Origin of the sequence: Niveibacterium sp. 24ML, assembly GCF_026586805.1 — a bacterium.
Taxonomy (GTDB): domain Bacteria; phylum Pseudomonadota; class Gammaproteobacteria; order Burkholderiales; family Rhodocyclaceae; genus Niveibacterium.
Genome location: NZ_JAPFHA010000040.1, coordinates 1 through 15,411, shown reverse-complemented (window position 1 = coordinate 15,411; position 15,411 = coordinate 1). Strand labels below are relative to the sequence as shown.

General features: G+C 62.6%; 15 protein-coding genes. 5 read left to right on the top strand and 10 right to left on the bottom strand.

All coding sequences use genetic code 11. The annotated features are described in order from the left end of the window. Positions 1 to 393 precede the first annotated feature (393 nt). The 7 genes from OPU71_RS20540 to OPU71_RS20515 all read right to left on the bottom strand — a co-directional run bounded on the left by OPU71_RS20540 (position 394) and on the right by OPU71_RS20515 (position 4,988). Complete coding sequence (locus OPU71_RS20540) at positions 394 to 921, bottom strand: hypothetical protein (protein WP_267729949.1); 528 nt, start codon at positions 919 to 921, stop codon at positions 394 to 396. A 103-nt stretch (positions 922 to 1,024) separates the two neighbouring features. Then, positions 1,025 to 1,444 (bottom strand): nucleotide triphosphate diphosphatase NUDT15, encoded by a 420-nt coding sequence (locus tag OPU71_RS21410; protein ID WP_420712411.1) that lies wholly within the window; start codon positions 1,442 to 1,444, stop codon positions 1,025 to 1,027. 100 nt (positions 1,445 to 1,544) lie between these two features. Further along, a complete protein-coding gene (locus tag OPU71_RS20535; protein ID WP_267729948.1) occupies positions 1,545 to 2,000 on the bottom strand; it encodes a hypothetical protein in 456 nt (151 codons plus the stop codon). A gap of 476 nt (positions 2,001 to 2,476) precedes the next feature. Next, positions 2,477 to 2,932, bottom strand: a complete 456-nt coding sequence (locus tag OPU71_RS20530; protein ID WP_267729947.1) for a hypothetical protein — start codon at positions 2,930 to 2,932, stop codon at positions 2,477 to 2,479. A 106-nt stretch (positions 2,933 to 3,038) separates the two neighbouring features. Then, positions 3,039 to 3,476, bottom strand: coding sequence for a hypothetical protein (locus OPU71_RS20525; RefSeq protein WP_267729945.1), 438 nt, complete (start codon positions 3,474 to 3,476; stop codon positions 3,039 to 3,041). A 544-nt stretch (positions 3,477 to 4,020) separates the two neighbouring features. After that, the gene (locus OPU71_RS20520; protein ID WP_267729944.1) at positions 4,021 to 4,584 is read right to left on the bottom strand and encodes a nuclease-related domain-containing protein; all 564 of its coding nucleotides are present in this window, start codon (positions 4,582 to 4,584) and stop codon (positions 4,021 to 4,023) included. A 98-nt stretch (positions 4,585 to 4,682) separates the two neighbouring features. Further along, positions 4,683 to 4,988, bottom strand: a complete 306-nt coding sequence (locus OPU71_RS20515) for a hypothetical protein (protein WP_267729943.1) — start codon at positions 4,986 to 4,988, stop codon at positions 4,683 to 4,685. A gap of 293 nt (positions 4,989 to 5,281) precedes the next feature. On the opposite strand from OPU71_RS20515, the gene OPU71_RS20510 reads away from it, so the two are divergent. Beyond that, entirely contained in the window at positions 5,282 to 6,280 is a 999-nt protein-coding gene (locus OPU71_RS20510; RefSeq protein ID WP_267729942.1) for an integron integrase, read from the top strand. Between the two features lie 13 nt (positions 6,281 to 6,293). Here OPU71_RS20510 and OPU71_RS20505 read toward each other — a convergent pair whose 3' ends face one another. Then, positions 6,294 to 7,703 (bottom strand): heavy metal sensor histidine kinase, encoded by a 1,410-nt coding sequence (locus tag OPU71_RS20505; protein WP_267729941.1) that lies wholly within the window; start codon positions 7,701 to 7,703, stop codon positions 6,294 to 6,296. Continuing rightward, on the bottom strand, positions 7,703 to 8,380 hold the full coding sequence (locus OPU71_RS20500) for a heavy metal response regulator transcription factor (RefSeq protein WP_267729940.1): 678 nt from the start codon (positions 8,378 to 8,380) through the stop codon (positions 7,703 to 7,705). Before OPU71_RS20500 ends, OPU71_RS20505 begins: the two co-directional genes overlap by 1 nt. 155 nt (positions 8,381 to 8,535) lie before the next feature. Here OPU71_RS20500 and OPU71_RS20495 point away from each other — a divergent pair, with 155 nt between their 5' ends. Genes OPU71_RS20495 through OPU71_RS20480 form a run of 4 tightly spaced genes read left to right on the top strand, consistent with a single transcriptional unit; the run spans position 8,536 to position 14,871 of the window. After that, positions 8,536 to 8,871, top strand: a complete 336-nt coding sequence (locus OPU71_RS20495) for a copper-binding protein (RefSeq protein WP_267729939.1) — start codon at positions 8,536 to 8,538, stop codon at positions 8,869 to 8,871. 15 nt (positions 8,872 to 8,886) lie between these two features. After that, positions 8,887 to 10,158, top strand: a complete 1,272-nt coding sequence (locus tag OPU71_RS20490) for a TolC family protein (RefSeq protein ID WP_267729937.1) — start codon at positions 8,887 to 8,889, stop codon at positions 10,156 to 10,158. Then, a complete protein-coding gene (locus tag OPU71_RS20485; RefSeq protein WP_267729936.1) occupies positions 10,155 to 11,744 on the top strand; it encodes an efflux RND transporter periplasmic adaptor subunit in 1,590 nt (529 codons plus the stop codon). Before OPU71_RS20490 ends, OPU71_RS20485 begins: the two co-directional genes overlap by 4 nt. A 1-nt stretch (position 11,745) precedes the next feature. Next, entirely contained in the window at positions 11,746 to 14,871 is a 3,126-nt protein-coding gene (locus OPU71_RS20480; protein WP_267729934.1) for an efflux RND transporter permease subunit, read from the top strand. 9 nt (positions 14,872 to 14,880) lie between these two features. Here the strand turns inward: OPU71_RS20480 and OPU71_RS20475 are convergent. Further along, positions 14,881 to 15,411: 4Fe-4S dicluster domain-containing protein (locus tag OPU71_RS20475; protein WP_267729933.1), on the bottom strand; the 531-nt coding region annotated here is incomplete at its 5' end.

The following is a 15,411-nucleotide window of genomic DNA, read 5'->3' as shown; positions in this document are numbered from 1 at the left end:
TGACTGACCATGCAATTCACCATACCGAAGTCGATGACCTTCTGATTGACTCTTACACCACGCGGCGGGACGCGATCAAAGTTTCTGTTGCTCCAGCCGAATGTTGGCCCGGAGTAAGGGCATACCTAGCACCGAGCAAGCGGCGAAGACAATCAAGTTTGACCTTGCGTTTCTCGAAGTGCCGGTAGTAAAGCGTGGAAATTACTACGGCGAGGGCGCCGGACAAGAGCGACGAGCCTAAGGCGAACCAAGGGTTGTTAATCAACGAACCGTCAGCCATGTGACCTCTGTGATTGTGATGCCCAACGTGGAAGTAACCGGCACCGGAGCGCCAGCGGAGGGAACCCGAATGCGCAGCATGCGGGTGTCCGGTTGACTGAAAGGTTATGCCCTTCACCAGTCAATCGGGGCATTGTCCTTGTTCTTGACTAGAAAAGCGTAGAATGCGTGGCAGATTGGGGCGCAGAAATAGCCCCAGCCGTTCTTGAATAGGTAGACTTTTACCTCGCCGTCTCTATTTGTCGCGGCGGAAATCTCAAGAGTCGATTGGGGCTCTTCCTGGTCGGGCAGCACCTCCCCAATTACGCTCCATCGCGCCGTTACTTCAGGGCCAGTGATTTCTCGAATCTCCGCTTTCGAGTAGTACATAGGCGCACCACTTTCGGTTCCGAAACTGGGCCGCGCCGGAATGGCAACTGTCTTGCTAAAGTCAGGCACGACCCAAGCCCAATTGTCAGCAGCGGTCAAATAGTGTTTTCCTTCGTGGCAGACGAAGCGCGCCAAATGCTCCGCCTTCGCAGGCACAGAAGTCAATGCCTGAGCCTTTGTGGAATGGCAATCTGGTTCGCTGGATTTGGCATCCTGACCATAAGCACATTGCGTGATGATGAATGCAAGCAGGGAGAGCGCTAGGCGAATCATGATAATTAGGCATAACGTGGAGCTAACCGGCCGCCGGAGCCGAAGGCGGAGGGAACCGAAATGCGCAGCATTTCGGCGGTCCGGTTGAGCGAAGGGTTAGGCGTCACTGCGGCACGAACCCGGACGCCACGAGCGATTGAACGGGCGGAAAGAGTGGCGACGGGAGTTCGTTCCAGGCGAACCATTGCCAACCCTCACACTTGTGGGCTTCGACGTTGACCGGCTCGCCACGCGACTGGTGGGCGACCACGAAGACTGTTATGTACTGTTCTGACACCTCGGAGAACACGTCGTTCGTGTACGGCCCAGGCTGAATGGGCCCAAGCTCAAGGGATGTTTCCTCACGAAGCTCTCGAGCGGCGCATTGTTCTATTGATTCGCCGTACTCCAGCCTTCCACCAGGGGCTGACCAAGTACCGGCGCCGTAGGAACCTTTACGCTTGCCGAGAAGAACTTTGCCATCACGAAGGACAAGCACACCGACACCCACGCCTATGGTCCGAGATGCTCGCGGTGCGTTCATGGTGACGCCTAACGTTGAAAGTAACCGGCACCGGAGCGCCAGCGGAGGGAACCCAAACTGCGCAGCAGTTTGGGTGTCCGGTTGACTGCAGTGTTAGGTTTCACTTTTTGCGGCCACCGATGAGTGTTTCAACCCCAAGCGCGAACGTGGTAACGCCAGCAAGCGACCAAATACCTACTGCACCAACGAGGCCGAATAGATCGTAGGCAAGCTTCGCGAACTTTGTTGGTTCGGCGCCGATGCTGACTTCGTATGCCATGTAGAAGCCGAATATGCCCAATAGTGCTATGCCTACCGCCAGATCAACTGGACGCGACTTTCTGTTCGCGCCCCAAACGAAGCGGTCTTGTGGCGTTTGAATAGATGCGGTGGCCTCATTTCGAAGGTAGTTCTTTCGCAGTTCCGTCGCGTGACTGAGCAGCCAGAAAGGCTGCGCGATAACTACGAACGCAAGGAGAAATAATGATCCGGGCGAAAACCGAGTGATGAGGGCAAACGTCCATGCTGCGGCGAGTGCGGCCCAAAGGATGAATTTTACTGGGCGATATGGAGGCATGCGATGCGAAATGAAACCTAACGTTGGAGGTAACGGGCACCGAGGCGAAGCCGAGGGAACCCAAATGCGAAGCATTTGGGTGTCCCGTTGACTGACCTGTTAGCCGCGCACCACTTGATGGTTTTGAATTTGAAAGCACTCGCCGAAGCGGCCAGCCTGCGAGAAGGCAGAACCGCAACAGAACCAGTGTAACCAGAGACGAGCTGCTGCGAGGTTGCGACAGCCGCGCCGGGAAAACTCGCGGGCGACGACACTGGAAACGCGGAGCCGCCGAACGCGGAAGCGTTTCGTTGCGCAACCAAACTGGAATTGAGCGCACACCGCGAAACGCGGGCCAGCGGTGAAAACTGCGACAACGAAGAATTGGCTGATTTCAACACGAGGCTAACGTTGAAAGTAACCGGCACCGGAGCGCCAGCGGAGGGAACCCAAACTGCGCAGCAGTTTGGGTGTCCGGTTGACTGCAGTGTTAGGTTTCACTTTTTGCGGCCACCGATGAGTGTTTCAACCCCAAGCGCGAACGTGGTAACGCCAGCAAGCGACCAAATACCTACTGCACCAACGAGGCCGAATAGATCGTAGGCAAGCTTCGCGAACTTTGTTGGTTCGGCGCCGATGCTGACTTCGTATGCCATGTAGAAGCCGAATATTCCCAATAGTGCTATGCCTACCGCCAGATCAACTGGACGCGGCTTTCTGTTCGCGCCCCAAACGAAGCGGTCTTGTGGCGTTTGAAGAGATGCGGTGGCCTCATTTCGAAGGTAGTTCTTTCGCAGTTCCGTCGCGTGACTGAGCAGCCAGAAAGGCTGCGCGATAACTACGAACGCAAGGAGAAACAATGATCCTGGCGAAAACCGAGTGATGACGGCAAACGTCCATGCTGCGGCGAGTGCGGCCCAAAGGATGAGTTTTACTGGGCGATATGGAGGCATGCGGTGCGAAATGAAACCTAACGTTGAAAGTAACCGGCACCGGAGCGCAGCGGAGGGAACCCAACTGCGCAGCAGTTGGGTGTCCGGTTGACTGCACAGTTAGGTTTCAGTCGACTTGCCATGATGATTCAAGTGAAAACAAGTTGTTGTCTCGCTTGCGCGCCATGACGACCTGCAATTCCATACCCATGCCATGGTTCCAATCTTCGGTGTGGACATGAATGAGGTCGTAGCCGAGATCGGCATATAGCAAGCGCTCCAAATGGTGAGCAGCGGCGACCGCATAGCCAGACGGAGAGTCCGGGGTGTATCTGCCCAGCATGCCTTGGATGAACCTAGCTAGATCGGCAATTTGTTGGGGCGAGGGAACCAGATGTGGCTGAGGCGCAAGAAGGCGAAACGCTTCCTGAAGCTCAGAAGGTAGCTCTGCATTGGCAGAATTGTGGCTTTGCTTGAGCGAAAATACCGCGCCCCCTTCCGGGTATGTTGCGTCCGATGCATGGCATAGGCCCTCAAGATAACCAACGGTGCGCCCAGAAAACATATTGAAACCTAACGTTGGAGGTAACGGGCACCGAGGCGCAGCCGAGGGAACCCAAACGCGCAGCGTTTGGGTGTCCCGTTGACTGACGTGTTAGCCGCGCAAACCGTGACCGATTGAGAAACCGAATGGCCCGCCCGTGCGGCCAGCCGATGAAAAACCCGAATAGAAGAAGCAGCGTAACCAGAAACGACCGGCTGCGAGCTGACGAGAAGCGTGCCGGGAAGAACGCCGGGCAAACGCGCTGACAGCGCAAAGCCGTTAAACGCGGACGCGGCGAAACGCGCACTCACCGCTGAAGGCGCCGCCTTCGAAGCCAGCGACGGTTGAGCGCGCAAGTCCCGCGCAGCGTGATAACCCATCGAGCCCGCAGCAGCGTGCGGTGCCCCGCAAAGCGACCGTTGCCGGGACGGCGGTTCAATTGCTGACGACAGGAATTGAGGGCTATTCAACACGAGGCTAACGTTTGAGTTCAGGGGACGGCATAGGGCGAAGCCCGGAGCGAACCGGCAAGCGCAGCTTGCCGGCGGTCCCCTGCAACGAAGGGTTAGGGCGCTTTGTACTCACTCGTATACTTGACGACTGCATTCTTTACGGACTCGAACTCTTGTTCTGTGAATTGATAGAACACTTCATCGAGAGAGTTTTCTGCTATCCAATCTGGAAGCATAGTTCGTCGGATTATGTCAGTCTGGGGGCTGTGGTGGCCATTGGCCTTGAGAACCTTCGCTGAATCGTGCGCAAACACGACCAGGGGACGAATGGGCCATTTGTTTAGCCTTTCTTTCTCCAGAATTTGCATAAGTAAACCGGCCGTTCGCAAGACCTGAAGCGATGCATTTCGGAAGCGGTTTGTGGTGAAGTCAAGCTCCTGTACCCATTCCTCTTGGCTAGTTGCCTTGATAGTTCCCTTCCACTTCTTCACTTCAAGGACGAGAATTCCCAATTTTGGGACGAGTACGAGAAAATCGAGTTGGAAGTTCTTCCCGAAGTAGACGAGGTTCTTGGTTCGAATAAAGCCGGAAATCGTATCTCCTCTAAGGGCGCGAAGAGTTGAGCGAACTGCCTCTTCGCCCGCGTTTCCGGCTGCTGTGGTGTCGAAGGCATCCATAAGCGCCCTAACGTTGGAAGTAACCGGCACCGAAGCGTAGCGGAGGGAACCAAAATGCGCAGCATTTTGGTGTCCGGTTGACTGACTGGTTAGGTATTTCAGTCGCCGGCACAGCGGACGCCGATATTGTTACGAACCGCGGCGCTGAAAAATTGCGCCAAACGCAGAACGAGAGCACCCTGACCTTTGCCTCCGAGTGCGCCAAAGCGATCATGAAGGGCAAGTAGTTCGTGCACCAACAACCCGGCAACCTCGGGCGTGATACTGAACTCCGAGTAGAACTTTGAGCGCAACGCCTCCAGTTGCGGAAAAACTCCTGGCACTTCGGAAACGAAGGCAAAGATGTACTCGTCTTGGTCGTAAATGGCCTCGTGCCTTTCGCCCGCGTACATATCAAATGCCACAGCGTTTCCCTGAAATACCTAACGTTAAGTAGACCTCAAAACGAGGTTTTATTGGGATATTGATTGGTGTGGTGTCTATTGTAAGGCATTGAAAATAAACAACGAGTTGCTGTGGAACTGAGAATTGTTGATGAATATCCACACCAAGGGCGCGTGACGGAGCGGGGGCTGGGCGTGGAGTTTCTTGTGTGAGGAATTATTGGGATATTCGTCGTTCGGGTTTCGTGACGAATGCCCTGCGGCGCAAGGGTTTGCGGGGATATGCTGTTGTTGTTCTGATGGATATCCTGCATATGACCTCTGCGATTGAAGACTCGCCCGCGCCGCCGCGCCTGTTGGATCTGGTTCGTGATCGTTTGCGTTTGAAGCATTACAGCATCCGCACCGAGACGGCGTATGTGGCATGGATCAAGCGTTTCATTCTATTTCATGGGAAGCGACATCCCACAGAGCTGGGTAAGGCTGAGGTTGAGGCATTTCTCACGGCGCTGGCGGTTCAGCGGAACGTGGCAGCGTCGACTCAGGGGCAGGCACTGTCGGCCTTGTTGTTTCTCTACGGTGAGGTGCTGAGTCTTGAGTTGCCGTGGCTGGCCGATGTCACGCGGGCGAAGAAGCCGCGGCGATTGCCCACGGTGCTGACGGTGGCTGAGGTCGGGGCCTTGCTGGATGCGATTGAAGACCCGCACTTCGCCTTGATCGTGCGCTTGCTTTACGGGTCCGGGATGCGGGTGATGGAGTGTATGCGCTTGCGCGTCAAGGACCTTGATTTCGCGCGCCGCGAGATTGTTGTGCGTGAAGGAAAGGGTAACAAGGACAGGGTGACCATGCTGCCCGCGGGGTTGGTGGCGCCCTTGCGCGAGCATCTGCGGCAGCGGCGCCGTTTGCATGAGCAGGATCTGGCAATGGAGCGGGGTGGCGTGTACTTGCCCCATGCGCTGGCGGTGAAGTACCCGAATGCCGCTACGGAATGGGTCTGGCAGTACGTTTTTCCGGCAGCGTCCTTGTCGATAGATCCGCGTTCGGGCGCAGAGCGTCGGCATCACCTTGACGAGCAGCGGGTGCAGCGGACGGTCAAGCGCGCTGCGGCCAAGGCCGGTATCCAGAAGCCGGTTTCGCCGCATACCCTGCGGCATTCATTTGCCACGCATTTGCTGGAAGCCGGGCAGGACATCCGCACCGTGCAAGAGCTGCTGGGGCACGCGGATGTGTCGACGACGATGATCTACACCCATGTGCTCAACCGTGGCGGCTTGGCCGTGGTGAGCCCGCTTGACCGCATGGGCCTGGGCTAAACACCCTCGCAGATCAGTCCGGCGGGGTAGCGGCTTCCTTGCCCGGACTGACGGGCAACCAGAGGGTGAAGTTAGTGGCGTCGCGGTTGGACTCAAGCGCGACGCTTCCGCCGTGGGCCTCTACGATTGATCGGGTGATCGCCAGCCCGAGCCCCGCGCCTTCGCTGGTCCGTGTTCGCGATGGGTCGACACGGTAGAAGCGGTCGAACAGGCGGTGCTGGTGTTGCGCTGGAATCGGCTCACCCTGGTTGCTCACTTGCAGCGCGATCGCATTGCCGCTGTGCGTAATTCGCAGATCAACCTGGCTGCCCGGTGTGGCGTGGCGCACCGCGTTCGAGAGCAGGTTGGCAAGCGCGCGGCGGATCATCAGCGGGTCCACCGTCGCACACGCCTCGCCACTGCGCTTGAGCGTCAGCGCACGTTCGGAGGCGAGCGGTTCGAAGTACTCAATCAGGCCATCGGCCAGCGCGCCCAGTTCCACCGTTTCGTTGCGCGGCACCATGAGGCCGTTGTCGGCCTGCGCCAGAAACAGCATGTCGGCCACCATGCGCGAGAGGCGCCGGTACTCTTCAAGGCTGGAGAACAGCACCTCGCGGTATTCGTCTGCGCTGCGGCTGCGTGAGAGTGATACCTCGGTCTGCATCGTCAGGTTCGAGATCGGCGTGCGCAGTTCGTGGGCCAGATCGGATGAGAACTCCGAGAGGCGCGCAAACGCATCCTGCAGCCGCCCGAGCATCGCATTGAAGGCCTCGGCCAGCTCATGCAGCTCGCGCGGCAGGCGCTCCACCCGCAGTCGCTCGCCCAGGCGCGAGGCCGACATCTCGCCGGCCAGGTGGGCCATGTTGCGGATCGGGCGCAGCGCGCGGCGGGTGATCGCCCAGCTCAGTGCCGCAACGATCAGGATCGCGCTGCCGACAACCAGCGCCAGGCTGTGGCGGAAGCCGCGCAAGAAATGTTCGTGGTGCGCGATGTCGAGCGCCACGGTGACCAGCAGTGGCGCTTCGCCCGCCACCGATGCCGGCGCCTCGGCGGTGAAGCCTCGCCAATCAAGGCCGTGGCGCGACCACTTGTGCACCTGCGGCGTGCCGCTGACAAGCGGGAATTCGGGCAAGGCCTCACCGGCGGGCGCCGACGAATACAGCAGATCGCCATTGCTGCGCGCCACCCGCAGCGCGAGGCCGGTGTGGGTGCTCAGCGCGTCGCGGGTGCGCGCGGGCAGGCTGCGCAGCGCTGCGGGGGTGTCGAGTTGGGCGAGTGCGGCACGGGCAATATCGAATTGGCCCTGCATCACCCTCATGTCTTCTTCGACGAAGTGGGCTTCAACCGATTGCTCGATCAGCCAGGCTGCCACGGTGAACACGCCCGCCGCCGCCAGCGAGTACAGCCACGCGAGCCGAGAGCCGAGTGACGCGGGGCGGCGCATCAGTGGCCCGACTCGTCGAGCACGTAGCCCATGCCGCGTACCGTGCGGATCAGCTTGGGCTCGAAGCCGTCATCCACTTTGGCGCGCAGCCGCCGCACCGCCACTTCGATGACGTTGGTGTCGCTGTCGAAGTTCATGTCCCACACTTGCGATGCAATCAGCGAGCGCGGCAGCACTTCGCCGCGGCGACGCAGCAGCAGTTCGAGCAGCGCGAATTCCTTGGCGGTGAGGTCGATGCGCTGGCCGCCGCGGCTGGCGCGGCGGCGCCGCAGATCGAGTTCGAGATCGGCCACCTGCAGGGTGTCCGGCTTCCGCGTCTTGCCACGGCGCAGCAGGGTGCGTACCCGCGCCAGCAGTTCTGCGAAGGCAAAGGGCTTGACGAGGTAGTCGTCGGCGCCCGCTTCGAGGCCGCGCACCCGGTCTTCGATCTGATCGCGCGCGGTCAGGAAGAGCACCGGCGTGGCCTTGTCATTGCGGCGGATCGCCTGCAGCAGCGTCCAGCCATCCATGCCCGGCAGCATCACGTCGAGGATCATCAGGTCGTAGTCGCCGCTCAGACCCAGGTGCAGCCCGTCGAGGCCGTCGCGCACCAGATCGGTCACGAAGCCGGCCTCGCTGAGCCCCTGCTTGAGGTAGTCGCCTGTTTTCGCTTCGTCTTCAACGACCAGGATGCGCATCGTCTCGGTACTCCTTCCGGCCCGGATTGTGCCGCATCGGCCTGCCGGCGGCGCCTTTCCTGACAGGAATGTAATCTGCTGGTCAGCTTGGCGACAGACCGGCGGGGCGATCATCGGCGCATCGTTGATTGCACCTGCCTTGAAGGAGATTGTCTGTGCGTGCCTTTGTTGCCCTGATTGCCTGCCTTGGTTTTGCCGCGCCCGTCGCCCTTGCCGCTGATCCGCACGCCGGCCACCATGCTGAAGCGCCTGCCGCGAGTGCGCCCGCCACGGCCTTGTCCGAAGGCACCGTCAAGAAGGTGGATAAGGCCAACGGCAAGCTCACGATTGCGCACGGCCCGCTGGCGAACCTGCAGATGTCGGCCATGACGATGAGCTTCAAGGTGAAGGATCCGACCTGGCTCGACTCGGTCAAGGCGGGCGATCGCATCGACTTCCTTGCAGAAGACCTCAAGGGCACGCTCACCGTCACCAAGCTGGTCCGCAAGTAGGCGCCGAGCACGCCGATGCTGATGCTGCGCCGTTTTCCCGCGCTCTGCCTGGCCAGTCTGCTGAGCTTCGCGGCGCTGCCGGCCCTGGCTGAATCCGCGCCGGGCCGCTCGGTCGATGAGTTGCTCGAGCTCGCGCGCAATGCGAACCCCAGCCTCCGTGCCGCGCAGCTTGAAGCAGTCGCCGCGCGCGAGCGGGTGCAGCCGGCCGGCGCCTTCGCCGACCCGATGCTCAAAATCGAGCTGATGGACATCAACAACATGGGCAGCACTGGCGTGCGCCTGTCACCGGCGCAGGTCGGCAGCACGCAGTACACACTGAGCCAGCAACTGCCCTTCTGGGGCAAGCGTGACTTGCGCCAGGCGATTGCCGAATCCGGTGCGCGGCAGGCCGAGCGGGGCGCCGACGATGTGGCGCTGGAACTCGATACCCTCGTCAAACGCAGCTATGCGCAGTACTGGCAGGTGGTGCAGCTCGAAGCGCAGACGCGCGAGATTGCTGCGATCGACTCCCGTCTCGAAGCGCTCGCCCGCAGCCGCTACGCATCCGGCCTTGCCGCACAGCAGGATGTGATCCGCGCACAGGTGGAGCTGACCGGCATCGCGCAGGAGCAACTGATGCTCGAGCAGGAGCGCAAAGGCGTGCAGGCAATGCTCAACGCGTTGATGGCCCGCCCGCCCAAGGCGCCACTCGCCGAGCCCCAAACGCTGCGCAAACTGCCGCCCCCCGCGGCGCTCGACATGGACAGCCTGATCGCCCGCCTCAAGGCGCGCAACCCGCAGTTGGCCGCAGAAACCGAGAAGGCCGTCGCTGCCGACAAAAGCCGCGAACTCGCGTACCGCAACCGGATGCCCGATCTGAATCTGGGCATTACCCCGGTGCAGCGCGGCAGCAGCGTCGACGAATGGCAGCTGATGTTCGAAGTGAACCTGCCCTTGCAGTTTGATAGCCGTCGCAGCCAGGAGCGCGAGGCCGAGCGCATGCTCGAAGCGGCCAAGGCGCGTTCGGAATCGCTCACCCATCGGCTGGCGGGCGAGCTGGGCGCACAGACCGCCGCGCTTGAAGGCTTGGGCCGCGTCGAAGCGCTCACCGCCGCTACCTTGATTCCGCAGAGCGAGGCCACCTTCCAGTCCGCGCTGAGCGGCTATGAAAACGGGAAGGTGGATTTCGCCACCGTGCTCGACGCCCAGCGTGCGCTGCGCAAGGCGCGGCAAGACCTGACCCGCGTGCGGGCCGAGCAGCAGCTGCGGCTGGCCGAAATCGAACGACTGATCGGAGAACCGCTGTGAAGCGCAGCGCAACACTCGTTTTGACCGCGCTGGCGCTTGCCGCCGCGCTCGGTGCCGGCTACTGGTTCGGCCAACGCCACGCGCCGGCCACGCAGGGCGATGCGGCGTCCACCGCTGCGCCGGCGAGCACCGCGCGCAAGCTGCTCTACTACCGCAACCCGATGGGCTTGCCGGACACCTCGCCAGTGCCCAAGAGAGACCCGATGGGGATGGACTACATCGCCGTCTACGAGGGTGACGACACCAGCGAAGGCGGTGAAGGGCAGATCCGCATCAGCCCCGAGAATGTGCAGAAGCTCGGCGTGCGCACCGTGGCAGCCGAATCGCGGGTGCTGGAACGCAGCGTGCGTGCCCTGGGCCGCATCGAGATCGACGAACGCCGCGTGGTCGCCATCGCGCCGCGCTTTGAAGGCTGGGTCGAGCGCCTGCTGGTGAATGCGACCGGGCAGCCGGTGGCGCGCGGGCAACTGCTGTTCGAGGCCTACAGCCCCGAGCTGGTGTCCGCACAACGCGAATACGCGATTGCCGCGCGTGGCGCCGAATCGCTCGCGCAGGGCGATGCCGCCGCGCAGACGAGCATGCGCGCGCTCGCCGATGCCTCGCTCGCGCGGCTGAAGAACTGGGAAGTGTCAGACGCGCAGATCAAGGAACTCACCAAGCAGGGCGACGCCCGCCGCATGCTCGGTTTCCGCTCGCCGGTGGCGGGCGTGGTGATGGAAAAGAAGGCGCTGCAGGGCATGCGTTTCATGCCCGGCGACACGCTGTTCCAGATCGCCGATCTGTCCTCGGTGTGGGCGATCGTCGACGTGAATGAACAGGACATTGCCGCGGTGCAGACCGGCCGCAAGGCGGTCATCACGCTGAGCGCGTATCCGGGCAAAAGCTTCGAAGGCACGGTGAGCTACATCTACCCGACGCTGAGCGCCGAAACCCGTACCGTGCCGGTGCGGGTGGAGCTGGCCAACCCGCAGGGCCTGCTCAAGCCCGGCCTGTTCGCATCGATGGTGCTCGGCACTTCGCAGGGCGCGGCGGTGGTCAACGTGCCAACGTCGGCGGTAATCGACAGCGGCACGCGGCAGATCGTGCTGGTGCAGCGCGGCGAGGGGCGATTCGAGTCGCGCAACGTGAAGCTGGGCGCGAGCGCCGGCGAATTCGTCGAGGTGCTTGAAGGGGTGCAGGCCGGTGAGCCGGTGGTCGTCAGCGCGAACTTCCTGCTCGATGCCGAAAGCAACCTCAAGGCGGCGGTGCAGGGGCTCAGTGCCGCGCCGGCCGCGTCCGCATCGCCTGCCGCATCGCCCGTGGCCTCGGGTGGCGTCGGCCATCACGGCAAGGGCCGCATCGACGCGATCGACCCGGCCAGCGGCGAACTCACGCTGACGCACGAACCGATCGCCAGCCTCAAGTGGCCGGCGATGACGATGGACTTCGTGCTCGCCAACAGCGCGCTGGCGAAGAGCTTGAAGGCGGGCGACGCGGTGCAGTTCGATTTCGTCGAGCGCAAACCCGGCGAATGGGTGGTGACGAAGATCGCGCCCGAGGCTTCGGCCAAGGCCACCCCGGCCGCCGACCCGCACGCAGGTCACTGACATGCTCGGCGCACTGATCGACTGGTCGGCCCGCAACCGCTTCCTGGTCTTGCTGGCGACGGTATTCGTGGTGATTGCCGGTGTGGTGGCGGTGATGCGCACGCCGCTCGATGCGCTGCCGGATCTGTCTGACGTGCAGGTCATCGTCTACAGCGAGTTCCCGGGGCAGGCGCCACAGGTGGTTGAGGATCAGGTGACCTATCCGCTCACCACCGCGATGCTCTCGGTGCCCAAGTCCAAGGTGGTGCGGGGCTTCTCGTTCTTCGGCGCGTCCTTCGTGTATGTGATTTTCGACGACGGCACCGACATCTACTGGGCCCGCTCGCGGGTGCTCGAATACCTCAACTCCGCCGCTGGCCGCCTGCCGGCCGGGGTGAGCCCGCAACTGGGGCCGGACGCCACCGGCGTGGGCTGGGTGTACCAGTACGCGCTGGTCGCCAAGAACAAGACGCTTGCCGAACTGCGCACAATCCAGGACTGGTACCTGCGCTACCAGTTGAGCAAGGCGCACGGCGTGGCCGAGGTGGCCTCGATCGGCGGTTTCGTGCAGCAGTACCAGGTGACGGTCGATCCGCTCAAGCTGCGTGCCTACGGCATCCCGTTGAACAAGGTCAGCGAGGCGATCCGTAGCTCCAACCGCGATGTTGGCGGCCGTGTCGTCGAGATGGCGGAAACCGAATACATGGTGCGCGGCCGTGGCTACCTGCGCGGCACGGCGGACATCGCCGGCCTGGTGCTGAAGGCTGAAAACGGCACGCCGGTGCGCATCAGCGATATCGCGCGGGTCGAGCTGGTGCCGGATGAGCGGCGCGGGCTGGCGGAGCTGGATGGCGAGGGCGAGGTGGTCGGCGGCATCGTCAGCGCGCGCTTCGGCCAGAACGCGTTGGAGGTCATCCACAACGTCAAGGACAAGATCGCCGAGGTCTCGTCCGGCCTGCCGGAGGGCGTGTCGCTGCAGGCGGTGTACGACCGCTCGGAACTGATCCACCGCGCGATCGACACGCTCAAGACGACCTTGATCGAGGAATCGCTGATCGTCGCGCTGGTGTGCATCGTGTTCCTGCTGCATGTGCGCAGCGCGCTGGTCGCGATCGTGATGCTGCCGGTGGGGGTGCTGATCGCTTTCATCGCGATGCACGCGCTCGGCATGAACTCCAACATCATGAGTCTGGGCGGCATCGCGATTGCGATCGGCGCGATGGTGGATGCGGCGATCGTCATGATCGAAAACGCGCACAAGCACATCGAGCGGCTCAAGCCGGGCGAATCGCGCGCAGAGGCGATGATCGCCGCCTGCAAGGAGGTTGGGCCGTCGCTGTTCTTCTCGCTGCTGATCATCACCGTGTCATTCCTGCCGGTGTTCACGCTTGAATCGCAGGAAGGCCGGCTCTTCGCGCCGCTGGCCTGGACCAAGACTTTTGCGATGGCGGGTGCGGCGCTGTTGTCGGTGACGCTGGTGCCGGTGCTGATGATGCTGTTCGTGCGCGGCCGCATCATGCCGGAGGCCCGCAACCCGGTGAATCGCGCGCTGATCTGGGCTTACCGGCCGATCATCGCGGCGGTGATGCGCTGGAAGAAAACCACCATCGCGCTGGCGCTACTGGCGGTGCTGGCGAGCGCCTGGCCTGCGTCGCGCCTGGGCAGCGAATTCATGCCCACGCTCAACGAGGGCACGCTGTTCTACATGCCGACTTCGCTGCCGGCGATGTCGATCACCAAGGCCGCCGAGCTGCTGCAAACGCAGAACCGCATCATCAAGAGTTTCCCCGAAGTGGCCTCGGTATTCGGCAAGGCGGGGCGCGCCAACACCGCCACCGACCCGGCGCCGACCGAGATGTTCGAGACGGTGATCAACCTCAAGCCCGAATCCGAATGGCGCCCCGGCATGAACATCGACAAGCTGATCGCCGAGATGGACAAGGCGCTGCAGTTCCCCGGCGTGTCGAACGCCTGGACGATGCCGATCAAGGCGCGCATCGACATGCTCTCCACCGGCATCCGCACGCCGATCGGCATCAAGGTCTTCGGCAAGGATCTGGACGAGATGGAGCGCCTCGCCAAGCAGATCGAAGCGGTAGTCAAGCAGGTGCCGGGCACTACCAGCGCGTTTGCCGAACGCATTACCGGCGGCTTCTACCTCGACATCGAGCCGGACCGCGAGGCGCTCGCGCGCTACGGGCTGGGCGTGGGCGAGTTGCAGGACGTGATCGCCACCGCACTGGGCGGCGAGATGGTGACGACCACCGTTGAGGGGCGCGAGCGTTTCGGCGTGACGGTGCGTTACCCGCGCGAACTGCGCGACAGCCCGCAGCAGATTGCCTCGCAGGTGCTGGTGCCGACGATGGACGGCGCGATGGTGCCGTTGGGGCAGGTGGCGCGGGTGTCGATTACCCGCGGAGCGCCGGCGATCCGCACCGAGAACGCGCTGCTCTCTGCCTACATCTACGTCGACATCCGCGAGCGCGATATCGGCTCGTATGTGAAAGACGCGCAGAAAGCCGTGGCCGACCAGGTGAAGTTCCCGCCCGGTTACTACGCCAGCTGGAGCGGCCAGTTTGAATCGATGCAGCGCGCGATGGAGAAGATGAAGATCGTGCTGCCGGTGACGCTGCTGATCATCTTCCTGCTGCTGTACCTGAACTTCCGCCGTCTCACCGAAACTTTCATCGTGATGCTCTCGGTACCCTTCGCGCTGATCGGCGGGGTGTGGCTGATGTGGGCGCTGGACTACAACCTCTCGGTGGCGGTGGCGGTGGGTTTCATTGCGCTGGGGGGCGTTGCGGCCGAAACCGGCGTCGTGATGCTGATCTACCTCGACCACGCCTGGCGCGACATCTGCGCCAAACGGGCGGGCGAGGGCAGGGCGCCGGGCGCGCAGGATCTCTACGCTGCGGTGATGGAAGGCGCGGTGGAACGGGTACGGCCGAAGATGATGACGGTGGTGGCGATCATGGCCGGCCTGCTGCCGATCATGTGGAGCCACGGCACCGGCTCGGAGGTGATGCGTCGCATCGCCGCGCCGATGGTCGGCGGCATGATTTCATCCACCGTGCTGACCCTGGTGGTGATCCCGGCGATCTACGCGCTGGTGATGGCGCGCCGCCTGCCGCGGGCCGTGCCGGCCTGATCGCCGGCCTTACATGCTGGCGTACTGCGGCCCCGAGCCGCCCTCTGGGGGCAGCCAGCGCAGGCTGCCCGCGGGGTCATGCAGCTCGCAGGTTTTGCAGTGCAGACAGTTCTGCGCCGCGATGCGTACCGCACCTTGATCAAGCTCGTACACGCCGGCCGGGCAGTAGCGGGTCTCCGGGTCGGCGAAGCGGGTGGCATCGCCGCCGCTGCGGACAAGGTGCACCGGCTGGTCGTGCTCGTGGTTGAGGTTGGCGAGCATCAGCGAACTGATGCGGTCGAAACTCAGCACGCCGTCCGGCCGCAGTGGCGGGCGCGGCTTGAAGCGCGCCGCCGCGCGCATCTTCGATCGCGATGGCGCTGCGTGCGACAGCGTCCACGGCATCCGCACGCCGGCGGCCAGCAAGCACAATTCGGCGCCAGCGAACAGCGAGCCCAGCGTGGTGCCGAAGCGGCCGAGCATCGGCTTGATGTTGCGCGTCTCGTGCAGTTCGCGGCCGACCCATGAGGCGCGCAAGGCCGCCGGGTAGTCCGCCAGTTC